The 25,902-nt window shown below is 69.4% G+C and carries 17 protein-coding genes; 6 read left to right on the top strand and 11 right to left on the bottom strand.

From position 1 onward, the window contains the following. Positions 1–11 precede the first annotated feature (11 nt). The 4 genes from IT184_01345 to IT184_01330 all read right to left on the bottom strand — a co-directional run bounded on the left by IT184_01345 (position 12) and on the right by IT184_01330 (position 6,325). Positions 12–2,273 carry an MtrB/PioB family outer membrane beta-barrel protein gene (locus IT184_01345; protein MCC7007440.1) on the bottom strand — a complete coding sequence of 754 codons (2,262 nt, stop codon included), beginning with the start codon at positions 2,271–2,273 and terminating at the stop codon, positions 12–14. A gap of 11 nt (positions 2,274–2,284) precedes the next feature. Then, positions 2,285–3,268, bottom strand: a complete 984-nt coding sequence (locus IT184_01340; protein MCC7007439.1) for a DmsE family decaheme c-type cytochrome — start codon at positions 3,266–3,268, stop codon at positions 2,285–2,287. A gap of 351 nt (positions 3,269–3,619) precedes the next feature. Next, the gene (locus tag IT184_01335; protein ID MCC7007438.1) at positions 3,620–5,164 is read right to left on the bottom strand and encodes an aspartyl protease family protein; all 1,545 of its coding nucleotides are present in this window, start codon (positions 5,162–5,164) and stop codon (positions 3,620–3,622) included. A gap of 261 nt (positions 5,165–5,425) precedes the next feature. Beyond that, entirely contained in the window at positions 5,426–6,325 is a 900-nt protein-coding gene (locus IT184_01330; protein ID MCC7007437.1) for a sugar phosphate isomerase/epimerase, read from the bottom strand. 126 nt (positions 6,326–6,451) lie between these two features. On the opposite strand from IT184_01330, the gene IT184_01325 reads away from it, so the two are divergent. From IT184_01325 to IT184_01315, 3 genes are all read left to right on the top strand, one after another. Further along, a complete protein-coding gene (locus IT184_01325) occupies positions 6,452–9,157 on the top strand; it encodes a c-type cytochrome (protein MCC7007436.1) in 2,706 nt (901 codons plus the stop codon). Positions 9,158–9,332: 175 nt separating this feature from the next. Beyond that, entirely contained in the window at positions 9,333–11,120 is a 1,788-nt protein-coding gene (locus tag IT184_01320) for a GMC family oxidoreductase (GenBank protein ID MCC7007435.1), read from the top strand. Continuing rightward, complete coding sequence (locus IT184_01315) at positions 11,120–11,686, top strand: gluconate 2-dehydrogenase subunit 3 family protein (protein ID MCC7007434.1); 567 nt, start codon at positions 11,120–11,122, stop codon at positions 11,684–11,686. The genes IT184_01320 and IT184_01315 overlap by 1 nt, the downstream gene beginning before the upstream one ends. A gap of 3 nt (positions 11,687–11,689) precedes the next feature. Here the strand turns inward: IT184_01315 and IT184_01310 are convergent, their stop codons facing one another. Both IT184_01310 and IT184_01305 read right to left on the bottom strand, forming a co-directional pair. Continuing rightward, a complete protein-coding gene (locus tag IT184_01310) occupies positions 11,690–14,020 on the bottom strand; it encodes a PQQ-binding-like beta-propeller repeat protein (protein ID MCC7007433.1) in 2,331 nt (776 codons plus the stop codon). Between the two features lie 30 nt (positions 14,021–14,050). Then, complete coding sequence (locus IT184_01305) at positions 14,051–14,956, bottom strand: universal stress protein (GenBank protein ID MCC7007432.1); 906 nt, start codon at positions 14,954–14,956, stop codon at positions 14,051–14,053. A gap of 148 nt (positions 14,957–15,104) precedes the next feature. Here IT184_01305 and IT184_01300 point away from each other — a divergent pair, with 148 nt between their 5' ends. Together IT184_01300 and IT184_01295 are read left to right on the top strand one after the other, a co-directional pair. Further along, on the top strand, positions 15,105–15,860 hold the full coding sequence (locus tag IT184_01300; GenBank protein ID MCC7007431.1) for a hypothetical protein: 756 nt from the start codon (positions 15,105–15,107) through the stop codon (positions 15,858–15,860). 676 nt (positions 15,861–16,536) lie between these two features. Then, positions 16,537–19,245 (top strand): GNAT family N-acetyltransferase, encoded by a 2,709-nt coding sequence (locus IT184_01295; GenBank protein ID MCC7007430.1) that lies wholly within the window; start codon positions 16,537–16,539, stop codon positions 19,243–19,245. 10 nt (positions 19,246–19,255) lie between these two features. On the opposite strand, the gene IT184_01290 is transcribed toward IT184_01295, so the two are convergent. Continuing rightward, positions 19,256–19,756, bottom strand: a complete 501-nt coding sequence (locus IT184_01290) for a universal stress protein (GenBank protein ID MCC7007429.1) — start codon at positions 19,754–19,756, stop codon at positions 19,256–19,258. 164 nt (positions 19,757–19,920) lie between these two features. Between IT184_01290 and IT184_01285 the strand changes: the two genes are divergently transcribed. Continuing rightward, positions 19,921–21,375 carry a PAS domain S-box protein gene (locus IT184_01285; protein ID MCC7007428.1) on the top strand — a complete coding sequence of 485 codons (1,455 nt, stop codon included), beginning with the start codon at positions 19,921–19,923 and terminating at the stop codon, positions 21,373–21,375. Between the two features lie 44 nt (positions 21,376–21,419). Here the strand turns inward: IT184_01285 and IT184_01280 are convergent, their stop codons facing one another. The 4 genes from IT184_01280 to IT184_01265 form a co-directional block, all read right to left on the bottom strand. Further along, entirely contained in the window at positions 21,420–22,784 is a 1,365-nt protein-coding gene (locus IT184_01280; GenBank protein MCC7007427.1) for a sigma-54-dependent Fis family transcriptional regulator, read from the bottom strand. Between the two features lie 155 nt (positions 22,785–22,939). Beyond that, on the bottom strand, positions 22,940–23,389 hold the full coding sequence (locus IT184_01275; GenBank protein ID MCC7007426.1) for an Hsp20/alpha crystallin family protein: 450 nt from the start codon (positions 23,387–23,389) through the stop codon (positions 22,940–22,942). 95 nt (positions 23,390–23,484) lie between these two features. After that, positions 23,485–25,164 carry an STAS domain-containing protein gene (locus tag IT184_01270; GenBank protein ID MCC7007425.1) on the bottom strand — a complete coding sequence of 560 codons (1,680 nt, stop codon included), beginning with the start codon at positions 25,162–25,164 and terminating at the stop codon, positions 23,485–23,487. Positions 25,165–25,273: 109 nt separating this feature from the next. Next, the gene (locus IT184_01265; GenBank protein ID MCC7007424.1) at positions 25,274–25,795 is read right to left on the bottom strand and encodes a universal stress protein; all 522 of its coding nucleotides are present in this window, start codon (positions 25,793–25,795) and stop codon (positions 25,274–25,276) included. Positions 25,796–25,902 lie beyond the last annotated feature (107 nt).

The raw sequence follows: 25,902 nt of genomic DNA, 5'->3' as shown, positions 1-25,902 counted from the left end.
TCGCTCCTCCGTCAGAACTTGTAGATGGCGCGCCCCCAGAGGGTCGTCGCGGTGTAGGGCAGGTACTGGTAGCCGAGCAAGAGGGCGCCTGCCGGATCGAGCCGCGACAGCGCTTCCGCGTCGAGACTGAAATCCCGCACGCGATACCGCTCGTACCAGGTGGACAGCCCCACGCTCCATCGCTCCGAGAGCGCGTACGTCACATCGATAGTACCTCGCGTCAGGCCGCTCGTGACCGGGGGAAGCTGCGTCGGATCGGGGAGCGACGTCGGCACGACCACCTCTTCCGGCAGCGTCCGATCGACGACGGCCCCGGTCGTGTAGCGATAGAGCCCGCGGGTCCGGCTGTGGTCGGCCCACACCTGCACGTCGAGATTCTGCACCAGTTGCAGCAGCTCGAGATGCGCGATGACCGAGTGTGCCCGGTCCGTCGTGTTCGTGGCCCAGTTGCGCGACGGGTCGTCGAACTGCACCCCCGGGTTCGCCTGCCGCGATCGGGACAGCGACTTGTACTGCTCGAACGAATACGACAGGCCTGCCGTGACGTACTCCGACGGCGCGAAGTCGACACCGGTCGTGTACACCCGATGGCTGTTGTCGCGGAGGCCGAACAGGCTCTCGAGGTAGTCGTCCTTGCCGGCGGCCACCGACGCGTTGACCGACATGGTGCTGAGCGGTGTGAGCGCGAGCTGAATCGTGCCCCGGTCGCGATTGCGCGACGCGATGTCGAAGTGCCGCAGGCCCGGCTGCTCGCCGATGGCGAGCAGCTCGGCGGCGATCTCGGCCACGTTGCCTTCGCCGCGCTTCTGCGAGTGCTCGTACTTCGACCGCAGCGTCACCCACCGATTGCCGATCGAGTCGACCGAGAAGCGGATCGTGTTGTCGTCCGTCCGCTCGAAGATGCGGTGCGTGCGCTCCTCGCGCTGATGCGAGAACCCGACGCCGGCGGAGAAGGCGCGAATCGGCACCAGCCGGACGTCGGCGTCGAACGTCTCGCGCTTCACGCCGAACGGCTCGGTGAGCTGCAGCGCCGGATTCGTGACGCTCGAGATGCCCGAGTCGAACCCGACGCGCTGCGTCACGAGGAATTCCGGCGTGCGGTTGTCGTAGTCGTACGTGCGGTACCGCACGTCCACGTCGACCGTGCGCGTCGGTCGCGAGGTGAACGCCAGGTTGACCGACGAGGTGTTGGCCTTGCCTTCGGTGGTCGGCCGAGCGAGCGCGACCGTCGCGAGCGTGGTGTTCACGGTCATCGGCAGCAACGCGGCGCCGGAGTCGGTCAGGCTCCCGGCCGAGAGGGTGGCGGTGACGCGGGAGCGCCGCGGCAGCTTGTACGACACCATCCCGTTCACGCCGACGAAGGAGTTGCTCGGCGCCAGCGCGGCCCGTCCTCGTGAGCCGGCCGTCGAGATGTCGGTCACGCGGAACGGGTTGTCGAACGTGAGCGACGTCACGTCGTTGCGGAACCACGATCCGGTGTAGCCGCCGCGCACGAGCAGGCTGCCGCGCTGGTACTCGGCGTTCGAGTCGAAGTCGGTCGTCTGGTGCTTGACCGGCGCCAGCGTCTCGACGACCTGGCTGTGGCCGAACGAGCCGCCGAACGGGACGGCGCCGTCGCGGTTGATCTGGCGGACGTTGCCGGTGATCGTGATGCCGCTCGTGGCGATGTACTGGCCGCCGCCGGTGAAGATGTGCCGCTGCGACTTCAGATCGAACTGCCTGGCGTTCTGGACGAATCCGGCGAGCGACGCGGGCTGGGCCTGCACGGCCGACTGGATCTCGTTCGGGATCTCGAGGACGCCGGCCGGCGAGCTCGCCGTGAAGAGCGTCCGGGTCGTCCGGCTCATCAGCATGGGAATCTGATCCCAGCCGGCCCAGATCTTCACCTGGCCCGGGCGGACGATGCGGCCGGTGAACCGCTGATCGCTGCGCCCGAGGTGGTCGGTGCCGAGATCGACGAGCCAGCCGCGTTGCTGCGTGCTGTACCGGCCGCGGTCGAGGAAGAGCCCATCGCCGAGATCGCGATAGCGCTCATAGCGCGCGCCACGGTCCGGACCCGACAGGCTCGTCGTTCGCACGCCGAAGTCGACCGTGCCGTACGTCGTCGGCAGGGCGTCTTCGTCGACTTCCTCCGCCGCCGCGGCAGCGCCGCCGGGCGCCTGCGCGCTTGGCCCGGCCGGCGCCGCGGGCTGCGGTTGGGTGGGGGCCTGCGCCACGAGAACGGCGGGCACGAGCGCGATCGGGATGGTGAGGAGCAGAGCACGGATGCGCATACGACCTCCCGTCACCGGATGAAGAATCGCCCGGCAGGGTGATTCGAGCCGTGAATGTTCGCGTGGCAGGTGACGCACGATCGCGCGTAGACGCGCACGCTGGTGTTGATGAGGGCCTGGTCGTAGATCGTGCTTGGATGCCGCGTCGCGACGTGGCAGCGCTGGCACAGCATCGGCGTCTTCACGACGAGCATCCGTTCGTTGGACGAACCGTGCGGATCGTGACAGGTGACGCAGCCGTCACGGCTCGGCGCGTGCTCGTACAGGAACGGCCCGCGCTTGTCGGCATGACAGGAGGTGCAGGTCTCGGCGATCGAGTCCCCCGTGCGGAGCAGCCGCACGTTCGTCGACCCGTGCGGGTTGTGGCAGCTCGAGCACGCCAGCTTGCCCTCGCGCAGCGGCATGTGCCCCGACCGATCCTGCCGCGCGACCTTGTCGCGATGGCAGGTGGCACAGGTCTCCATCTCGGTCCGTCCCTTGAGGAAGCCCTCTTCCGATTTGGCGCTGTGCATGCTGTGGCAGGCCGTGCACGCCACGTCGCGACGCTCGTGCTCGCTGCCGTCCCAGAGCGCGTGCTCGCCGCGGCTATGGCACGTGGTGCAGATCGCGTTGAGGTCGTCGGCCGGGAGCGTCTTGAGATCCCGCGTCGGCGGCACGTGGTCCGGATCGTCGGCGTGCCGGCTGTTCGGCCCATGGCACGTCTCGCAGCCACGATCCGCTGCAGGAGTGCGCCGATCGTTGCCGAAGTGATGCAGGCTGCGCTCGTACCCTTCACGCGCCTCGTCGTGGCAGCCGAGACAGGACTCGTTGCCCACGTACTGGTCGGGGCCGGCGGCGGCCGGTGATTGCTGAGGAGGATTCTGGGCGGCTGCGGACTTTTCCGGCCCTCGTGGGGCCCGATCGTCCGCCTGCACGCTCACGAGCGCGGCGAGCCAGACGAGAATCGCGCACGCCCACCACGCCTTCCTGCTGAGTCTGACGAGCTTGTTGCTCATACCGTCCCTTCCCGCCCCTGTCGGCTTTCGGGCAGCTTCGAGCACGCCGCTCGACGCAAAGAGCAAGACCCGTGCCCCGGCCAGATCCTCGCGACCGATCGACGCGCGTCATCGCGCGACGCGGCCCGACGTGGACTGGAGGGGGAGTCCAAACGAGAAACGCGAAGCGTCCGGCGCCTTCGTCCGGAGGCGGCGCGTCACTCGCAGCAGTGTAGACGATGCCCTCGCCACCCTGTAAATGGCGACGACGTTGGTCGGCAATGAAGTACCGGAAGCGCGAACGAACCGGCGCGTGAGATTCGCGTTGCGAACTCTAGCCGGTCCGCGACTCATCGTTCCGCACGCGACGCGTCAGTTCGACCGCTGCAGGCGGAGCTCGCCGCGCTGGATGTCCATGGCGACGCGATAGCCGCTGAGGAAGCGGTGCCCGAGGATGCCGCCGACCTGGAACCCGAGCAGCACGCTCGGGGCGCGCAGGTTCAACACGGCGACGCCCTGCTGGCGATACGCGATGTCCTGGAAGTCCAGGTCCACGCCGGGCAGCAGGAACGCGTCGCGATCCAGACCGGTCACACCCCAGACCTTCAACGGGATCTTGCGGCGCGGCGCCATCGCGAGCGCTGTCGCGACATCGGTGCTGATCGACATCAGCTCGCCGCCGGTGTCCACGATGAAGTAGGCCGGCTGCTTGTCGTTGAGCATCCCGCGGATCATGGGGAGACGATAGACGCGCATCGGCAGCGTGAACTCCGCCGAGTCGTCCGGCAGCCGCCGGCCGAAGGTGACCTCCTGGCGGCGGTAGTCGATCACCATCGACAGGCCGAGCGACATCGGCGAGAACGTCTCGTTCTGCCAGTCGGGTACGCCCGGCATGTTGTCCTTGCGAATCGACACCGGGAAGTCGCGCACGGTGAGGGTGCCGAACGTCAGCGCGTCGACGCGCGCCACCGACAACCGCCGCACGCCGGGCGCGCCGACGCCCGTGATCATCGTCTCGGCGATGCCATGGATGTTCGTGCGGTTCGCCATCGCGCGGGTGATGGCCGTTCGCTCGGCGCCGGTGTCGAGCACCATCTCGACCTGTTTGCCGTTCAAGGTGCCCCGCAGGATGATCTTCTTGTTCTTGAGCGTGAACGGCACCGTGTGGAGCGGGGCCGTCGCTTCGTCGTCGATCCGCGCCGGCACGCGGCCGTCGAAGCTCCGCAGGAGCTTGATCTTCATCGCCGCGACGTTGTTGTCGTTGCGAAGGCGCTTGGGCAGCATCGCCACGTACCGCTCGTACATCCGCGCCGCATCGTCGAACCGGTACAGCCGCTCGTACAGCTCGCCGGCGAGCACGACGGGATCGGAGTCGACGGGATCCATCACCATCGCACGCTCCGCTTCCGCGAGCGCTTCGGCGAGCCGGCCGCGGGCCGCGAGCGATCGTGCCAGGCCGAAGTGCGCGCGCGACGACGAAGGGAACCGCTCGAGCGCGGTGTCGTACGCGCCTTCGGCTTCGTCGAACAGCCCATCCGCCCAGAGCGCATCGCCGTAGAGCGTGAGCGACTCGGCGTCGCCCGTCGATGCCCGGAGCACCTCCGCCTGCGACCGGGCGAGCCGGAAACTGGAGAGCCGCAACGCGGCCTTGATCATGCCTTTGAGCGCCCGAATCGCCGCCGGACGATCGGTCGTCGTGACCGCTTTGCTGTAGGCGTCGAACGCTTCGCGGTACTTCGCATCGGCGAACATGCGGTCGCCGCGTTCGCTATCCTGCTGCGCGCGTTCCAAGGGCGTCTGCGCCACCGGAACCGCGACCGCGGCGGCGAGCACGGCCAGAACGATCAAGGCGCGCGGGCCGACGCCTCGACGCCGCAGACGTCCAGTGACGGACGCGAACGTTTGGGCAGCTTTCATGATAGCGAGCAGTATACCCGCGCCTGGCGGCGCGTTGCCCCGGTCTTGTGCGCATCGCCGCCGTCGCGGGGCGGCCCATCTCGAGCTTCGAGCGATGATGCGCGGCGGAGGCTCCGCGCTGTCGTGGGCCTGGCCTGCCGTCTGCCGGGAGGCAAACGTCTCCTCGCCAGCGTGCCCGCGGCAGGCTGGCCACGCCGGCACATCGCGGTGCCCGAGGCGGCCCGCCCGGTCGTGCCGGGCGGAGCAGGCGCCGAGCAGGTATCAGGACGCCCGGGAGTACTTCGCCGCCAGCGCCCTGAGCTGGCCGAGATGGCGCGGTACGGCCGTCGCCGGGTCCTCTCCGCCGGCCTCGTATTCGAGCCCCATGTAGCCGCGGTAGCCGTGCGCGGCGAACATGCGGTACACGCGATCCAGGTCGAACGGCGCGCGCCCGCTGCCGTCGTCGAGCGCGACGGTCGTCTTGATGTGCGTGCTCACGGCGTGCGGGATCGACAGCTCGATCTGTTCGTAGACGCGCGGCGGCCGGAAGTTGCCGATGTCGAGGTTCATGCCGGCCCAGGGCGATCCCGCCCCCGTGACGATCGCGATCGTCTCCTTCGCGTACTCCGTGATCCCGCCATCGTCTTCGACGCCGAGCGTGATGCCGCGCGAGCCCGCGTGCTCGGCGCCTTTCCGCAAGGTGTCGGCCGCGAACGCGATCGCCTGCTCGAGCGTGGCACCGGCGGGCTTCTGTCCGCCGAACACGCGGATGTGGCTCGCGCCGAGCTTCTGGGCGACGTCGACCCATTTCGCGAGGTCGGCGAGCTGCTTGGCCTGCTGGTCTGGCGTCGGCTGCGAGAGCTGCACGCGCGTGCCGATGCTGTAGATCTCCACGCGATTGCGATACGCGAGCTGGCGAAGCGACAGCAGGTACTTGTCGTCGAGGCTCGGCAGCCAGTACACGGTCATGTCGATGCCGTCGATGTCGGTGTCGACCGCGAGCCGGATCAAGTCTTCGTACGTCATCTGTCCGGACTGGAGCGCTCGCTGAAAGGAGTAGGCGACGAGCCCCGTGCGGAACCGCGCCGTGCGCGCCGGCGGCAATGCGCTCTGGGCGCGCGGCCCGACGGCGGTAGCGGCCACGGCCGTGCCAGCGGCGGTGAGAAACCATCGGCGTGTCATAGCGCTCTCCTCGACGGCCGGCGGACGATCCGGCGGAAATGATGCTACACCGTCCGCCCGCCGCCATCGGCGCGAGAATTGGTATTCTCTGGACTCCAGGCTGCCCGTTCCGCGAGGTGCCATGCCGTGAGGCTCTCCGTTCGACTGTTCGCCGTCGCCGTCTTCGTCACGAGCACCTTCGCGCGAGGTATCGGGCAGGACGCCTCGCCGGCACGCACCTGGCCGCCCGGCGTGCAGCCCGTCGGCGAGGCCTCGCCGGCCTTGTCGCCCGCCGACGCGCTGAAGACGTTCTCCCTTCCGCCGGGCTATCGTCTCGAGCTCGTCGCGGCCGAGCCGCTCGTCCAGGATCCGACCGTCATCGACTGGGACCTCGAAGGCCGGCTGTGGGTCGTCGAGATGACCGGGTTCGTCCGGACGCTCGACGCGCCGGAACCCAACCTCGACCCGATCGGACGCGTTGTCGTGCTCGAAGACACGAATCACGACGGCCGGATGGATCGGCGCACGGTGTTCGCCGATGGACTGGCGGTGCCGCGCGGCGTGAAGGTGCTCGACGACGGCGTGCTCGTCGCCGAACCGGGCATCCTCTGGTGGATGCGCGACACGAATCACGATCTGCGCGCCGACGTGAAGGACATCGTCACGCGTGAGTACGGCCGCCGTGAAGGCAGCGTCGAAGGAAACGCCAACGGCCTCTATTGGGGCCTCGACAACTGGCTGCACACGTCGGGCGCCGAGATCGATCTGCGCCGGCGCAACGGGCGGTTCGAGATTCGAAGGATTCCGCTGCGCGGCGAATGGGGCGTCACGCAGGACGACGCCGGCCGCATGTACCGGAACACGAACGAGTCGGCCCTGCACGTCGACGTCGTTCCCGCCGAGTACTACGCGCGCCACGCGTCGCTGCTCCGCACGCGAGGCCTCTACGAGTCGCTCGCGATCGACAACGACGCGCTGAACGACGTGTGGCCCGTGCGGCCGACCCCCGGCACGAACCGCGCGTACCAGCTCGGCATCGACCGGCCGGACGGCACCCTCGCGCGCTTCACCGCCGTCTGCGCGCCGCTCATCTACCGCGGCGATCGGCTGCCGGCCGAGCTGTACGGGAACGCGTTCGTCGCCGAGCCGGCGGCCAACCTGGTGAGCCGCCTGGTGCTGAGCGACACCGGCGCGTTGCTGCGCGCCGAGAAGGCGTACGCGCGCGCCGAGTTCATCGCGTCGACCGACGAGCGATTCCGGCCCGTGTACCTCGCGAACGCGCCGGACGGCACGCTCTACGTCGTGGACATGTATCGCGGCGTCATTCAGGACAAGTCGTCCACGACGACCTACCTGCGCGACTACATCGTGCGCAAGCAGCTCGACACCCCGATCGGCCTGGGGCGCATCTATCGCGTCGTCCACGACACGACGCGCCGCGCCGAGCCGACCGGCCTGGCGACGGCGTCGGCCTCGGCGCTGGTGAAGATGCTGTCGCATCCGAACGCGTGGTGGCGCGAAACCGCCCAGCGTCTGATTGTCGAGCGGCGGGCCGTTGCGGTGGCGTCGGATCTTGCGGCACTTGCGTCGACGGCCGGCGACTGGCGCACGCGCCTGCACGCGCTGTGGACGTTGGAAGGACTCGATCGTCTCGCGCCGGACGTCGTGGTCCGCGCGCTCGACGATCGGTCTCGCGAGGTGCGGGCATCGGCGCTGCGCCTGGCCGAGCGCTGGCTCGCCGATCCTCGAGAGACGCGGGTGCGCGACGCCGTACGGCGCCGCGTCGCCGATGACGACTGGATGGTGCGGCAGCAGGTGGCCGCCTCGCTCGGCGCCATGCCGGGCGCCGACAAGGCGCGCGCGCTCGCGGACGTGCTGTCGCGCTATGGCACCGATCCCATCATCGTGGACGTCGCGCTCAGCGGAGCCGCCGGCAGCGAGCTGGCGATCGCCGATGAGCTGCTGGCCGGCAGCGACACGCCGGCACGATCGGCCGCCGTGACGATGCTCGCCGCGACGGTGGCGCGAAGCGGCCGGGAGGAGGACGTGACGCGGCTGTTCGATCGGATCGCCAGCGCGTCGCTGACGTCGTGGTCGCGGACGGCGCTGCTGCGCGGTGCCGAGGTCGCGCTCATCGGTGGCGCCTTGCCGGGCACCGCGGCCCGGCGTGGTGGACCGCCGGCGCCCGCTCCGCCGTGCCCGACCTGCCCCGGCGCACGAGGCGGTCCGGGCGGGTCGTACGCGTTTCCCGGCGTCCGCGAAGCGCAGCAGGCCGCGACGTCCGCTCCGGCGGCCGGACGCGGCAGCGCACCGCTGCGCCTGCGGGCCGCGCCTCAATCGTTGACGACGCTCGCCATCGAGTCTCCGGATCCGCTGGCGCCGAGGGCCGCGGCGCTTCTCGGCCGTGTCGAATGGCCCGGCAAGCTCGCCGGCGGGCCATCGTCCGTCGCCGGTCGCCCGTTGACGGCCGTCGAACAGGCCCGATTCGAACGCGGCCGTGAGGTTTACCGGAACGCCTGCCAGGCCTGCCATCAGCCTGACGGGCGCGGTCAGGATCGCCTCGCGCCGCCGCTCGTCGGATCGGCGATCGCCTTCGCCGATTCCCGGATCCCGGTTCGGGTCTTGTTGAACGGCAAAGAGGGAGCGATCGGTCTGATGCCACCTCTCGGCGCGACCATGACCGATGCCGACGTGTCGAGCGTGCTGACCTACATCCGCCGGGAATGGAATCAGGCGGGCGCGCCAGTTGCGCCGGAAGAGGTCGCGGCCGTGAGGGCCGAGACGGCCGGGCGGACGAATCCGTGGACCGACGACGAGCTGACGGGGTTGATGCGGGCGGCGCCAGGCCGCTGAAAATGCGCGGCCCCGGCAACGTGCGCCGGGGCCTGGGTAAGAATCCGCGAACGCGGAACGAATCAGGATGAGATCGTGACGTGCGGTAATGGATGGAAGGCGAGCATTCACATCCTAAGACTGCGCGCGGCGCAGAAAAGTTCCGTTGTCACAGTTTCTTGACAAACAGAGTTCCATGCCGCTTCTCCGGTTCCTTCAGACGCCCCAGCCCGATGCCGACCTGACGCGCACCTACGACGCGATCGTCGTCGGGTCGGGCGCCGCCGGCGGGATGGCCGCGCACGTGCTCACCTCGAAGGGGCTCGAGGTGCTGATGCTCGAGGCGGGCAAGAAGCTCGATCTCGACCGCGAGCTGAAGTCGATGGAGTGGCCGTACGAGCATCCGCGCCGTGGCCAGATGCCGCCAGGTCATCACGCCCTCACGCTCAACGAGTACACGATCCGGCAGCCGCCCTACGGCGCCGGTCAGCCGTACGACAAGGTCTACAACTACATCCAGGGCGGCAATGGTGCCGACTACAGCCGCAACTTCATGGTCGACGAGAAAGACCACCCGTACACGGGCACGCGCTACGCGTGGGTTCGGGCCCGCACGCTGGGTGGCAAGACGACCATCTGGGGCCGGCTCGCGCTGCGTCTTTCGGACTACGACTTCAAAGCGCGACGCCGGGACGGCTACGGCGAGGATTGGCCGATTTCGTACAAGGACATCGCGCCTTACTACGACCGGGTCGACCGCTACCTCGGCATCTCTGGCGTAGCGGAGCACCTGCCGCACCTGCCCGACAGCATCTTCCAACGGCCGACGCGGCTCACGGCCGCCGAGGCGACGCTGCGCGCGAAGATGGCGGCGATGGGACGGACGGTCACGCCCTACCGCGCGGGCGTGACGACCGACGGGCTTGAGCACAACAAGTACAGGAGCCGATGCTTCGGGCGCGGCGCGTGCGCGCGGCGTCCGGGCGGCTGCGACATCCACGCGGTGTTCGACTCGCCGACCGGGCTCATCTACCCGGCACAGGACACCGGCCGCCTGTCGCTGCGCACGAATGCCGTCGTGCGCGAAGTCCTCGTGGACGAGCGTACGGGCAAGGCGAGCGGCGTGGCGTTTCTCGATGCGGAGACGGGCCGCGCCTACGAGGCCCGCGCTCGCGTCGTCGTGCTGGCGGCGTCAACGCTCGAGAGCGCGCGCATCATGCTGCTGTCCAAGTCGCAGGCGCACCCGAACGGCATCGGCAACTCGAGCGGCCACGTGGGCCACAACTTCTGCGAGCACATCATGGGGCCGGGCGTCCGCGGCCTCGTGAAGGACCGCATCGGCGCGCCGCGCACGATCGACGACGGGCGGCCGGGCGGGTTCTACGTGCCCAGATTCCGCAACCTGAAGGAGCGCCGCACGGATTTCATCCGCGGCTACGGCTTCGAGGGCAGCGCGGGCAATTCGATGTTCGCGGCGAGCGACCAGCCGGGCTTCGGCGCCGACTACAAGAAGCGCGTGCGCGATCTGTCGGGCGCCTACATCGAGATGGGCGGGTTCGGCGAAGTGCTGGCCCGCTACGAGAACTACGTCGCTCTCGACCCCAATACGACAGACCGGTGGGGCATTCCGGTACTGCGCTTCCACTACCAGTTCGGCGACAACGAGAAGAAGATGTGCGAGGACATGGCGAACACGGCCCAGGAGATGTTCGAGGCCGCCGGGTTCGAGATCGTGGGCGTGAGCCGCACACCGCTCACCGAAGGGTGGTCGATCCACGAGCTGGGCACGGCGCGCATGGGCTCCGACAGGCGCACGTCGGTGCTGAACCAGTTCCAGCAGTCACACGACGTGAAGAACCTGTTCGTCGTCGACGGCAGCAGCCACGTGAGCGCGTCGTGCCAGAATCCCACCTGGACGATCATGGCGCTCGCCTGGCGCTCCTGCGACTACCTCGCGGAAGAATTCAGGAGAGGACGGCTCTGATGGCGGACGGCGATCGTCGGGATCCTCGGCTCGACCGGCGAGACGTGCTGAAGATCGCCGCGGCGAGCGCGGCGATCACGTCGACGCTCGGCGTGCGGCGTGTGCTGTCGGCGGGCCAGGCCGCGTCTCCACGGTTCTTCACGACGAGCGAATACTCGCTCGTCGACGAGCTGGCCGAAGAGATCATCCCGACCGACAGCCACTCGCCGGGCGCGCGGGCGGCGCGTGTTGCCGCCTACATCGACGGCGAGCTCGCCGACGCCTGGACCGCCGAGGAACGCAACGAGTGGCGCGACGGGCTGGCCGCGATCGACGATCTCAGCCGCCGCACGAGCGGCAAGACCTTCCTCGAGGCCACCCCGGCTGAACGCGTCGCGCTCCTGACCGCCATCGCCTCGAAAGAGGCGAGTCCCGAGAGCGCGGCGGAGAAGTTCTTCGTGACGCTCAAGTCTCGCGTCGCGTTCGCGTACTACACGTCGGAGATCGGCATCCATCGGGAGATGGAATACCAGGGCAACGTCTACCTGCAGGAGTTCGTCGGCTACGACGTCCGAACGGAGAAGTAGGCGCTACCTTCTCGGAAGCGCGAACGCGATGTAGCCGCGCGGCGCGTTGGGATCGACCGGCTTCGCCGGCCCGCCCGGGACGTTCGTACCGACGGCGCCGCCGCGACCTCCGCCAGGGGGCAGCGCGGCGACGACGATGAACTGCCGGCCTTTCGACTCGTAGATCGCCGGCACGCCGCGTGAAGGCCCGGGCAGCGGGCCTTCCCAGACGGTCTTGCCGGTCTCTTCGTCGTACGCGCGCATCTTGCCGTCGTTGCCCGCCATGAAGATCAGCCCGGCCTTGGTCGGCATGATGCCGTTGCGCAGCATCGGCGAGCCCGTGTTCTTCGGACCGCCGGCCGCGATCGTTGCCGGATCGTCGCCAGTGGGGATCTGCCATTTGATCGCGCCCGTGTTCAGGTCGTAGGCCGTCAAGGTGCTGTACGGCGGCTTGGTCGCGAGCGCTTGGACGCCCCATTCGCTGACGTACCGGGTTGCCGGCACGGCGACGCCTTCCGGATAGGCGGCGTTGCCGCCGTTCGCGCCGTTGCCGGGATACCGGCGGGCCGGTGGCGTGGCGCCGGACGCGTTCTGGAGGGCGGGAATCGGCGCGCCGCCCGACGCGACGACCGGTCCGGCGGGAAACGCCGGCGGCGCGGCCCCGCGGCCGGCCGGACCGCCGCTGCCGCTGCTCGCCGCGAGGTAGGTCAGAATCGCCGTCAGCTCGACGTTGTCGACGTTCGGCACGGCGCGCATGTTGCCGTAGCCGCCCGTCACCGTCTGCGCGATGATGTCCTCGCTGTAGCGTTCCGTCACCCCGACAAGGCTCGGGGCATCGTCTTTCGGGTTCTTCATGTCCTCGCCGTGGCACTCGGCGCACCGCGCGTTGAAGGCGGCGCGACCCGCTTCGATGCCGGCGCCCATGGATTGGAACCCGCCCACCTTCTGCCGCACGTCATCGAGCTTCAGGATGGCGACCGCGTCGATGTTGAGGACGTAGACGTAGCCCTTGTCGGGATTGGCGGCCGTCGTGCCCCAGTTGGAACCGCCCTGGTTGCCCGGCATCGACACCGTCTCGCGGAGCGCGGGCGGCGTGAAGAGCCCTTCGTTGCGCATCGCCGGGACGCGCGCTTTCCAGTCGTCCTGCTGCTCCTTGGTGAGCAGCCACGGGTTGATGTCGTCCACGGTGAAGTGCTGACGGCCGAACGGCGGCACGACGGTGGGGAAGGGCTGCGTCGGCCACGACTGCTCGCCCGGCACGTCGGTTTGCGGCACCGGGCGCTCCTCGATCGGCCAGATCGGCTGGCCCGAGACGCGATCGAAGACGTAGAGGAACCCCGTCTTGCCGGCCATCGCCACCGCATCGACCCGCCGGCCGTTGTGGCGGATGGTCACGAGCTGCGGCGCCGAGACGTTGTCCCAGTCCCAGAGGTCGTGGTGGATGTTCTGGAAGTGCCACAGCCGCTTGCCCGTCCTCGCGTCGAGCGCGAGCAGGCAGTTGGCGAAGAGATTCGCGCCGTGCCGATCGCCGCCGTAGAAGTCGTACGTGCCCGACCCCGTCGGCAAGTACACGATGCCGCGCGCTTCGTCGACGGACATCTCGCCCCACGTGTTGGCGCCGCCGACGTACTTGTACGCGTCTTTCGGCCACGTCTCGTAGCCGAACTCGCCGGGACGCGGCACGGTGTGGAACTGCCACACGAGCTTGCCGGTCTGCACGTCGTACGCGCGAATGTCGCCGGGCGGCGACATCCAGCCCTCACCGGGCGCCGACCCGAGGATCAGCAGGTTCTCGAACACCTTGCCGGGGTTCGGCACGCGCACGCCGTACTCGCCGCGGTCGAGGCCCTGGCGCAGATCCACGTGGCCGTTCGTGCCGAACGCCAGGACCGACTTGCCGGTCTTCGCGTCGAGCGCCTGAAGGAACGGCCCGGTCGTGAACAGGATGCGCTTGTCCTTGCCGTCGGTGCTCTGCCAGTAGTTGACGCCGCGCACCGACAAGCCCGGGATGTTCTCGTGGATCCAGATTTCCTTTCCGGTCGACGCGTCGAGCGCGATGAGCGCGTTGTTGCGCCCGGACACGTACATCACGTCTTCGACGACGATCGGGTTGAAGCCGAGGTTGCCGTAGGGATAGAACCAGGCGACCTCGAGCCGGCCGACGTTCGCCTTGTTCACCTGATCGAGGTCCACGTAGTGCGAGCTCGTCGGCCCGCCGAGGTTGTCCCACCACCATTTCGAGCTGCGCGCCGCGGTGAGGGCGCCGGCGCTGACCATCAGGAGCAGGGCGGCAGCGATGCACAGGAACCCGGCGCGGAGCCGCCGGCGTGACCATGAGAAGAGGGCGCTCGACATGTCAGTGGCCTCGTACGGAGTGACAGGCTATCACGCGGCCGGCGATGCCGGAGGCAGCGCGAGCACGACCGTCGGCGCGAGACAGAGCACGCGATAGGTGACCGATCCCATCCGCGGTCCCGTCAGCGACGTCGCGTGGAGGCCCATCACGATCAGGCCGGCGTGACGGTCCTTGGCGATCTTCGCGATCTCCTCGGCCGGATCGCCGTAAGCGACGAGAGCCTCCCGCTTGATCGCCGCGGGCAGGGTCGCGGTCAACTGAGCGAAGAGCGACTCGGCGCGCGTCCGGCGCTCGGCGTCGACGTTGGGCAACGACATCGGGACCGGTACGGGAATGCGCAGCGGTTCGACGACGTGCGCGAAGAGCAACGGCACGTCGAGCGCCTGACAGACGGCGGCGGCGACGGTCAGTTGGCGGGACGCGACCCCCTCGACCGAAAGCTCGACCGGCACGAGCACGGGGCGGCCGGTGCCTTTGAGCTCGTCGAGATCGCCCGGCCCTTCGTCGGCGGCGGGCGTCACGAGCACCGGCACGTCGGTTTCGCGAAGCACGCGTTCGGTCGTCGCGCCGAAGAACAGCTTGCGAATGCCGGTGAGCCCGTGGCTGCTCATGACGACCAGGTCGACGCCGCGGTCGCGCGCGACGTCGAGAATCCGCTGGGGAGCCTTCCCCGTGGTGGCGATGAGCTCGGGCGTGACGGCCCGGCCGCCGCCCAGCGTTTCGTCGACGAAGCGTCGCAGTTCGGTTTCGACGTTGTCCTCGAGCCAGGCGGCGCCCATCTGCAGCTCCGCCACCTCGGTCAAGAGCGGGTCGCTCACGGTCAGGACGAGCAGCGCGGACCCGAAGTGCTCCGCTACCGCCGCGGCGTAGCGCAGTGCGCCACGCGAGGCGGTGGAGAAGTCGACGGGACAGAGGACAGCGGGCGCGTGAGCCACGAACGTCTCCTTCGGAACAGCGGGTCAGCGCGTCTGCGAAAGAACTGCAGGGCGCTCGGGAATAACCCGCGTCCATCGTATCTCGACTTCCGGCTCGGCCGTGGGCGTGTGCGGCATGGGGTTTGCGGCAGATCGCCGGGGGCGCATCATGAGACAGCCCATCAGAGCGTTGACCGCGGCAGGCCCGGTCCTGATCTTCGCCGGCGTTCTGCTGCTCCAGATCCACGAGGCGCCAGGCGTCGTGCACGCGCAGGGCGCGGCGTCGTTGCCCGAGCGGCGCGCGGAGATGGCGCATCATTTCCTGCAGATCACGAAGGTGCACGAGGCGGTCATCCGCGGCGACCTTGCGGCCGTGCGGCCGCCGGCCCGCGAGCTCGCCGAGATCGAGCTGCCTGCCGGCCTCCCGCCGACCTCGCAGCCGTTCCTCTTCCCGATCCGCGTGGCAGGACGGCGCGCGGCAGAGGCGACGAACCTCGCTCAGGCCGCGCGTGCCACCGCGACGCTCTTCGCCGAGTGCGGCGAATGCCACCGTACGGCCGGTGTCCGGCCAGCGATTGCACGGCGGGCCACACCGGACGTCGGCGGGCTCGTCGGCCACATGCTGGAGCACCTGCAGGCGGTCCACTTGCTGGAACAGGGCCTGTTCGTGCCGTCGAGTACCGACTGGCAGCTCGGCGCGGAACGCCTCGAGACGGCGCCGCTCGCCGCCGCCGACCTGCCGCCGGATCATAGGCTCACGAAGGAAATCCGCGCAGCAGAGACCCGCGTGCACAAAGCCGCGGCTCGCGCCGCCGCAGCCGACACCGCACCGGAGCGGGTCGCCGCCTACGCCGTGATCCTCGGCTCCTGCGCCGAGTGCCACCAGCTCCACCGGAAGCTGTGGGGACCGAAGACGCTACCCTGAGAAGGGCAAAGGGCAAAGGGCAAAGGGCAGAGGGCAAAGGTAAAGGGCGAAGGGGAAAAGAGGGGAAAGGGAAAAGGGTGAAGGGTGTGTCCGGCGGATTGGCATCGCCGGGCGCGCGTCGCAGGCTGGCCCACGCAAGCACGCCTCCGCCCCCTGCCCGAGATACGCCACCGGTTGACGCTCGCGGCAATTACGTGCGCGGCGAGCGCGGCGCCGGGCGGTGGTGATGTGCCGGTCAGGACCCGGCGTGCGGCCACCCCGACATCCACGCATCGCACCGCGCTCGCAGCAGCGGCCCCAACTAGCGAGCCCCACGTCGTCGATGACCGCCCCGAGACCTGTTCGAACGGCGCAACCTGAACCAACGGAGCGCCGATTCGTCCTTTGGGCCGTCCGCTTTCCTTGGACCGCCCGTGTCCCGTGGCCGCCCGTGTCCCTTGGCCGCTCTTGTCTTGGGCTCCTTGTCCCTTGGACCCGCCCTTGTCTCTTGGTCACCCCGTGCTTTGAGCCGCCCTTGTCCCTTGGAGCGCCCTTGTCGACCGTCTTGTCCCGTGGCCGCCCTTGTCCCTTCGTCCCCTTCGTCCCTTCCTTTCCCCTCCGCCCTTTACCTCTGCCCTTTGCCCTCTGCCCTTTGCCCTTTGCCCTTGTTGTGTACGCTGACTGCGAGGTTCGACGCATGCGATCCGTGGCGCCGCTGCATTTGCCAGTCGAGGACGATCGTACGGGACGTGTGGTGCTGCGCGACGGCACGGTGGCGGCGATCCGCCCTGCGGACGCCGCCGACGCCGAAGCGCTGACGGCCTTCCTTTCAGGCTTCCACGATCCAGCGCTGCTCGCGCGCTTCTCGCGAGCGGCCGGCCTGCGGCCAGAGCCCGATGGCCGACCACCCGATCAGGCGTTCACGCTCGTGGCACGGCGGACCGTGGCGCATGCGCCGGCGATCATCGGTGTCGGTTCGTACGTCCGGCTCTCGGATGCCTCGGCGGAGGTGGCCTTCGCCGTGGACGAAGCGGCACAGGGGCTCGGGCTCGCCACGGCGCTGCTCGAGCGGCTGATCGTCGACGCCGCCCGTCACGGGATCCACGTCTTTCGCGCGGCCGTGCCGCCACAGAACCTCGCGATGCTCGACGTCTTCCGGCAATCGGGCTTCGAACAGCGCGCCGTCGCCGAGCCGGACCGCGTGCTCGTCGAGCTGACGCTCGTTCCGACCGCGGCGGCCGTCTGGGCGGCCGAGGAACGCGAGCGCGTCGCCACGTCGGCGTCGATGCGCCGCGTGCTGTGTCCCCGGAGTGTCGCGGTGATCGGCGTCTCCCGCAGCCCGTCGTCGATCGGCCGCCGGGTGTTCGACGCGATTGTGCGCGGCGGCTTCAAGGGATCGACGTACCCGATCGCCCGATCGGCCGACGCCGTCGCCGGCATGCGCGCCCACACGTCGATCGGCGACATCGGCGCGCCAGTGGACGTTGCGATCATCGCGGTGCCGTACACGTCGGTGCCGTCGGTCGTGGACGAGTGCGCGGCAGCAGGGGTGAAGGGGCTGGTCGTCATCAGCGCCGGCTTCGCGGAAGCCGGCGCCGAGGGCCGCCGCCGCCAGGCGGCGTTGCTCGACCAGGTCCGCGGCTACGGCATGCGCATGGTCGGCCCGAACTGCATGGGCATCATGAACGCGCGCCCCGACGTCTCGCTCAACGCGTCGTTCTCGCCGCTCTTTCCGCCGGCCGGCCGCCTCGCCCTGCTGTCCCAGAGCGGCGCCCTCGGGGTGATCGTCCTGGCGCTCGCCGCCGAACGGCAGCTCGGCCTCTCGACGTTCGTCAGCGTCGGCAACAAGGCCGACATCTCGGGCAACGACCTGCTGCAGTATTGGGAGGCGGATCCCGAGACGTCGGTGATCGCGTTGTACCTCGAGTCGTTCGGCAACCCGCAGCGGTTCGGCCGGATCGCCCGCCGCGTCTCGCGCCGCAAGCCCATCGTCGCCGTCAAGGCCGGGCGCACGTTGGCCGGTTCGCGCGCGGCCGGCAGTCATACCGCTGCGCTGGCGGCCAACGACGCGGCTGTCACGGCGCTCTTCCGGCAGACCGGGGTGATTCGGGCCGAGACCACGGACGATTTGCTCGATATCGCGACGTGCCTCGAGGCGCAGCCGCTTCCTGCCGGACCGCGCGTCGGCATCGTGACGAACGCGGGCGGCCCCGGTATCCTCGCGGCCGATGCCTGCACCGCGGCAGGCCTGACGGTGCCGGAGCTCGGCGCCGCGACCCGCGAGGTGTTCCGCGCGTTCCTTCCTCCCGAGGCGGGCATCTCGAATCCGGTCGACATGATCGCGACAGCCGGTGCCGACGAGTACCGGCGCGCGGTCGAGACGATGCTGACGAGCCCCGACGTCGACGCCTTGCTCGTGCTCTACACGTCGCTCGACGAGTCGTCGATGCCGGCCGTTCTGGCCGCCATCGAAGCCGGCGTGATCGAGGCCAGGTCGAAGGAAGGCGCCGCCAGGCCGGTGGTCGCTTGCGTCATGGCGGCCGGACCCAAGCCGGCCCTGCGCGCCGGCGACGAGCGTATCCCGCTCTACGTGTTTCCGGAGAACGCGGCGCGCGCGCTCGGCAAGGTCGCCGCGTACGCCGCCTGGCGCCAGGCGCCACCCGGCGTGTTCTGGGACTACCCGGATCTCGATCGGCAGACGGCGCGAGCCGTGTGCCGTGACGCGGCCGCCGGTCGCGGTGCCGGATGGTTGTCTCAGGACGAGATGCGAACGGTGGCGCGCGCGGCGGGCATTCCGATGATCGCGACCGTGCTCGCGCACACGGCGGAGGAGGCGCGAGCGCAGGCCGTGACGCTCGGCCTGCCGCTCGTCGCGAAGATGAGCGCGGTCGGCGTCGTCCACAAGACCGAGGTCGGCGGCGTGATCACGAATCTCGCTTCGGTTGAGGACGTGGCGACCGCGTTCGAGACGTTGGCCGGACGGGCTCGGGCGCACGGCCTGCAATTCGAGGGCGTCGTGCTCCAGCCGATGATCGAGCAAGGCGTCGAGACCATCGTGGGGATGATTCGCGATCCGCTGTTCGGCCCGCTCGTCGGCTTCGGTCTGGGGGGCACGAGCGTCGAGGTGCTCGGCGACGTCCAGTTCCGGCTATCGCCGCTGACGGATCGGGACGTCGCCTCGCTCGTGGACGAGACGCGGGCCGGTCGTCTGCTGGCGGGCTACCGCGGCCGGCCGGCAGCCGACCGTGCCGCCGTCGAGGAGCTCGTCGCCAGGGTGTCGCTCCTGGCCGAGGCGGTGCCCGAGATCGCGGAGCTCGACCTCAACCCGGTGCTCGTTCTGCCAGACGGGCAGGGCTGCCGCGTGGTGGATGCGCGAATCCGCGTGGCCGCCGTGGCCGGCGCGTGAGGCGCTGGCGCTAGTCGGTCTTCGGCGACGAGCGCCGGGCAGCCGCCGGTCGCGATGCAGTACCTGCCGCCGGCACCGTGAGCACTGGAACGGGGGAGTGGCGGACCACGCGATCGGCGACGCTCCCGAGCAGCCACCGGCCAGCCAGGCCGCGTCCGTGCGTGCCCATGACGATCATGTCGACGGGATGCCGCTTGACGTAGTCGAGGATCTCCTCGACGGCGCCTCCGCGGGCGGTCGAGGTCCGGACGCGGCCCGCGAGCGGGCCGGATGTCGGGACGAGCGCCTTGAGCTGCTTCTTGGCGGACTCCTCCGACTGGGCCAGCATGTCGGCGATCCGCAGCGCAAAGGCCTCCGCTCCCCAGGGATCCGAGATGAACGGGTTGGCCACGACGTGCAGGACGTGGAGGCGGCACTTCAAACCGGCCGCGAGATTGCCGGCGTACTTGAACGCCGCGGCCGACGCATCGCTGAAGTCCGTGGGAACCAGAATCGTGCGAATCTTCGCCATCGAGATACCTCGTCGCCGCTGCCGCGGTCTCGGAATGAGATCGCGGACGCGTCCTCAGCGGCGCGCTCACACGCGCGCCAGATATACAACGGGATCGCCCTCGAACGCGAGGGGCGTCTCGCCGCCGCGCCCTTCTCAGAGTGCCGGCGGTATCATTCTCGTCCGTGAGCGACTTGTCGGAGACCACCGCGACCGCTGAGACGCACCCGCTCCTTGCCGCCGTCCTCGCCTACTCGGAGGACGCGATTCTGACGCTCGACGCCGACCGTCGCATCGCGCGCTGGAGCCAGGGCGCCATCGGGACGTACGGATTCGGCGCCGCGGAGGTCATCGGCCAGCCCTTCACGATGCTCGTGCCCGACGCTCATCGAGCCGAGCACGAGCGGGTGCTCGATCAGCTCTCAGCGCGGCGCCCCGAGATCTCGCTCGAGACCGTGCATCTCACGCGGCGGGGCGCGGCGGTCCAGGTCGCCGTCTCGTTGTCGCGGCTGCCTGCCGCCGGCGGCGCGCCGGCCGGCGTCGCCGTCATCGTGCGCGACATCAGCGACGAACGCCGCGCGGCCCGCGCCATGCGCGCGAGCGAGGCGCGGTGGCGCGCCATCATCGAATCGGCCGTCGACGGTATCGTCGTCTGCGATCGGAGGGGCCGCATCGAGTCGTTCAACCCTGGCGCGGAGCGGTTGTTCGGCTACCGCGCCGACGACGTGATTGGCCGCAACGTGTCGATGCTGATGCCGGAGCCCTACGCGTTGGAGCACGACGCCTACATGGCGCGCTACCTCCGGACCCGGCAGCCGCGCATCATCGGCATCGGCCGAGAGGTGACCGGCCGCCGGCGCGATGGATCGACCTTCCCGATTCACCTCTCGGTGGGCGAGGCCATCATCGACGGCGAGAGCAAGTTCACCGGCATCGTGCGCGACCTGACGGATCGCGTGGCGATGGAGATGAAGCTGCGGCAGGAGTCCGGCCTCGCGCGCGTCGGCGAGCTCGCCGCCGTGCTCGCGCACGAAGTGAAGAACCCGCTGGCCGCCGTGAGCGGCGCCGTCCAGATGCTCGCGACCTACCTGCCGCCCGGCGGCGAGGAGCAGCAGGTCGTCAAGGAAGTGCTGCAGCGCGTCGACGTGCTGAACAAGCTCATGAGCGACATGCTGCTGTTCGCCAGGCCGCCCCAGCCGGTGGTGCAGGCGATCGACGTCGGCGACCTGCTCCAGGGCGCCCTGGCGTTCTTCAGGAGCGACCCGCAGGCGCAGCAGTTGAACATCCACGTGGAGCCCACGGCCGGCACCGTGCTGGCGGATCCCCAGTTGATGAAGATCGCGCTGCAGAACCTGCTGATCAACGCCGGCCATGCGATGCGTGGGCGCGGCGATCTCACGCTCCGCACGACGACCTCCGACGGCCGGCTGCACATCGACGTCATCGATCACGGCCCCGGCATCCCGCCGGAGAACCGCGAGCGGGTGTTCACGCCCTTCTTCACGACCAAGAGCCGAGGCACCGGCCTGGGCCTGCCGACGGTGCGCCGCATCGCCGAATCGCACCGCGGCACGGTCGAGATCCTGGAATCCGGTCCCGACGGCACCACGATCCGGCTCAGCCTGCCGCTGGCGGATTGATCGCGCGTCGTCGGCCGCCGTGCGCGCTGGCCTGCGCCGGCGCGTCAGTTCGTCTCCGGCGCCTCGAGCTTGAACTTCTCGATGCGGTAGTGGATCTGATCGCGGTTCAGGCCGAGGAGCTTGGCCGCGCGCGTCTGGTTCCAGCCCGTGCGCTGCAGCGCCTGCAGCACCAGGCTTCGCTCGATCTCGTCCAGCTTCAGCCCGCCGGCCGGCAGCTCGACGGCATGGCTGCTCTGCTGCGCCGCGGCGATCGGGAAGTCCGCCGGCTCGAGCAGATCGCCCGACGCGAGCAGCATCGCCCGCTCCACGGCATTGCGCAGCTCGCGCACGTTGCCGGGCCAGCCGTAGCTCGTCAAGGCGCGGAGCGCGGCTGGCGACACACCCTGGACGTTCTTCTTGAACTCGCGGTTGAAGTTGCCGATGTAGTAGGTCGCGAGCGCCGGGACGTCCTCCAGATGCGCGCGCAGCGGGGGCAGCTTCAGGGGCAGGACGTTGAGGCGGTAGAACAGATCTTCGCGAAAGCGGTTCTGCCGCACTTCCTCCTCGAGGTTGCGGTTCGTCGCCGCCACGACGCGGACGTCGACGCGGATGTCCATCGAGCCGCCGACGCGCCGGAACGTCTTCTCCTCGAGGAACCGGAGCAGCTTGGCCTGGAGCGGCGCCGTCATCTCGCCGATCTCGTCGAGGAAGACGGTGCCGTGGTCGGCTTGCTCGAGCAGGCCGCGCTTCTGTTGCCGCGCGTCGGTGAACGCGCCGCGCTCGTGGCCGAAGAGCTCGCTCTCGAGCAGCGTTTCGGGCAACGCCGAGCAGGTGATGTTGACGAAGGGCCGGCCCGCGCGGCTGCTCGTGTAGTGGAGGACCTTCGCGGCGAGGTCCTTGCCGGTGCCGCTCTCGCCGGTGAGCAGCACGGTGGAAGCCGGGCTCGAGGCGATGCGCTTCAGCAGCGACTTGAACTCGCGCATCTCGGCCGAGTCGCCCACGATGCGATCGAGGCTGTAGGGCTCGCCCTGGCTCTGTCGAATCTGACGGACTTCCCGCCGAAGGCGCGTCGTCTCGAGCGCCTGCTCGACGATGGCGACGAGCGCCTCGAGATCGAAGGGCTTGTTGGCGAAGTGATACGCGCCGAGCTTCATCGCCGCGACCGCGGTGTCGACGTCGGCGTACGCGGTCAGCAGAATCACGAGCAGATCCTGGTCGGCCTGCTTGAGCTGCTTCAGCACGGCGACGCCGTCGATGTCGGGCAGCTTGTAGTCGAGAATCGCCAGGTCGACGCCGGCCGAGGCGCGATCGATCGCCGTGCGGCCGTCCTCGGCCTCGAGCACGTCGTAACCGGCCGTCTGGAGCCGCCGCGCAATCGCCCGGCGAATCAGCGGCTCGTCATCCACCACGAGAATGGTTTCGTGTGCCATGCCGTCCTTGTCCACCAGCGCGAACCATGCGACGCGCTCGGCGCATCTTGCCCTGCAAGCCTACATCGATTGGAGGGAGAAACGGCAGTCGTGGGAGGGAGCGGGCGGGGAACGGAGGGGGAGGGGGGACTGGCCGTCCCCCCTTCGAGCGTCGTTCACGCGATCTTGACGTCGACGGCCTTGGGCGCCGCGGCCACTTTCTTCGGCAGCCGGACGAGCAGCACGCCGTCCTTGCACTCCGCCGCGATCTGCTGCTGGTCGACGTCGCTCGGCAACGCCAGCCGACGCACGAACTTGCCGTAGCTCCGCTCGGTGCGATGGTACTTCTTGCCTTTCTCTTCCTTCTCCTGCTTGCGTTCACCTTCGACGGTGAGCACGCCGTCTTCCACACGAACCTTCACGTCCTCCTTCGGGATGGCAGGAAGGTCGGCCTTCACCACGTACTCCTTCTCGGTTTCCTCCACGTCCATGGCGGGCGACCAGTCGCCGAACCGCATGCTCTCGTCGAGCACGCCGCTCTGCGGAAAGGTCGGCCCCAGCATCCGGTTGAGACGGGTGGTCAACAGGTCGAGCTCACGGAATGGATCGAATCTGGTCAGGTTCATGTTGCCTCCTTGCACACACGCGTCAGAGAGCAAGGCGCATGCCTGACGGCCGACGGACCGCCGGGCGGCCGTCGCTGCGGCGCGTCAGGAATGTTTCAGGCCGAAGGCGAGGATGTCCTCATCGACTCGTGCACCACCCTGGCGCGCTCGAGCGCGGCGGCGATGTGCGGACACACGTTCTCGGTGCCGACGTGCTCATGGAAACCCGCCTGGCGGAGCACGGCAGCCGGCTGCGGCCGCGCACCGCAGAAAATCGCGACACGGCCCGACGTCCGGAGCTCGCGGGCCGCGTCCTCGAGCGCCTTGAGGCCGGTGGCATCGACCGCCGTCATGTTGCGCAGGCGGAAGATCACGACCGGCGGCAGCTCCGCGGTCCGGTCGGTCACCCGCCGCACCTTGTCGGCCGTGCCGAAGAGCAGCGGCCCCTGGATGCGGAACACCGTGACGTAGTCGGGAATCGGCTTGTCCTGCAGGATGTGGACGACGCCTTCCCGCACGTAGTCGGGCGTGACGCGCGAGACCGTCGTCGTGACCGAGACGCGTCGAACGAACAGGGCGGCCGCGAGGAACATCCCGACCTCGACCGCGACGGTCAGGTCGGCCAGAACCGTCAGGCCGAACGTCACGGCCCAGACCGCGATGTCGGCCTTCGTCTGGCGGAGCAGCGGCCGGATCTCGTGCCACTCGCCCATGTTCCACGCGACCACGAAGAGCAGACCGGCCAGCACGGCCATCGGAATGCGCGCGGCGACCGGCGCGAGCACCAGCAGCACGGCGAGCAGCGTCAGCGCGTGAATCATCCCGGCCACCGGCGTCCGCGCGCCGGATCGGATGTTCGTCGCCGTCCGGGCGATGGCGCCCGTGGCTGGCAGGCCGCCGAACAGCGGCGACATGACATTGGCGACGCCCTGCGCGAACAACTCGACGTTTGGATTGTGCCGATCGCCGCTCATCCGGTCGGCAACGACGGCCGACATGAGCGATTCGATCGCGCCGAGCGTCGCGACCGTCAACGCCGGCGAGAGCAGCGTCAAGACGAGCGAGAGCTCGAAGCGCGGGACGTGCAGGCTCGGTAAACCCGACGGCACGCCGCCGAACCGCGTGCCGACCGTCTCGACGTGCAACCCGAACGCGAACGCCAGCCCGGTGCCGAGCACGAGCGCGGCCACCGTCCCGGGGATGGCCTTCACCCAGCGGTTCACCGCCAGCGCCGTGACCAGCGTGACCACGCCGACGGCCGTCGTTGTCGGGTGCAGCGTGCCGAGATGCGTGCCGATCTCGCGCATCCGCTGCAGGAACTCGCCTGGATTGGCCTCCGTCGTCAACCCGAGGAAGTCCTTGATTTGCGTGCTGGCGATCAGCACCGCGATGCCGTTCGTGAACCCGATGATGACCGGCCGCGGGATGAACTTGATGAACGAGCCGACGCCCGTCAGTCCCGCGATGATCAGCATGACGCCGGCCATCATCGTGCACATGAAGAGGCCAATCGGCCCGTACGTGGCGACGATGCCGGCGACGACGACCACGAAGGCGCCGGTGGGCCCGCCAATCTGGACGCGCGAGCCGCCCAACGCTGAGATCAGGAACCCGGTGACGATGGCGCAGTAGATTCCGGACTGGGGTGGAAGCCCCGACGCGATCGCGAATGCCAACGCGAGCGGCAGCGCGACCAGACCCACCGTCACGCCGGCGACGAGATCGTGCCGGAACGTGTGGAGGTCGTACTGCCGGAGCGCAAGAACGGACTTGGGGAGCGGAATCGATGAGGTCATCGGCGTCGAAGCCCGGGCATCGGAGCGCCAGGGACTTTCGAGATCTTAACGCGCCGGGTCATGACCGTGCCGAGCTCGCGACAACCGGCGGCGCCGCCGGCCCTTGCCGTCAGAACACGTGCGTGCCCCGTTCCGTCGGCTGGTCGACGGGGCTGGATGCCCGCACGGTCATGACCGGGCACGCCGCCGAGCGGATGACCTTCTGCGCGACGCTGCCGAGGATGAAGTCGCTGATCGCGCTGCGGCCGTGCGTGCCCATCACGATCAAATCCGCCGCCGCGCGTCGCGCGTAGCCAAGGATGGCCAACGCAGGGCTGGCGGACCGCAGGATCTCGGTCTTCACCGGCACACCCGGCTCGCTCGAGACCGCCAGCGCCTCCAGCCGCTCGCGATTGTGGCGTTCGAGATCGGCGTCAGCGCGGTCGTATTCGGCGGCCGGTGCGTCGATGACGGCCGCCGTCGATGCGTCCTTCATGACGTGCACGATGTGCAGCGTGGCGCCGTAGGCGCGGGCGAGGCTTCGACCGTGGTCGAGGGCGAGGTTCGCGGCCACGCCGAAATCGGTGGGCACCAGGATGTTGGCCGGAGGAAGGGCGCCGGAACCCACGTCGCGTGCCTGCATGGTATTCATCGGCAGAGCAGCAGGAGACATGCCAGTCTCCGGACGCGGTGAGTGGTCGGCCTTCACGGCCGTCGCGCGTCGGCAGCCGGCTCGGCGCCGGCCGAATTCGCGGAACG

It is taken from the genome of Acidobacteriota bacterium (assembly GCA_020853395.1).
Taxonomy (GTDB): Bacteria; Acidobacteriota; Vicinamibacteria; order Vicinamibacterales; family SCN-69-37; genus JADYYY01.
The sequence above is the reverse complement of the archived record's forward strand: the minus strand, read 5'-3'. Positions and strand labels throughout refer to the sequence as shown.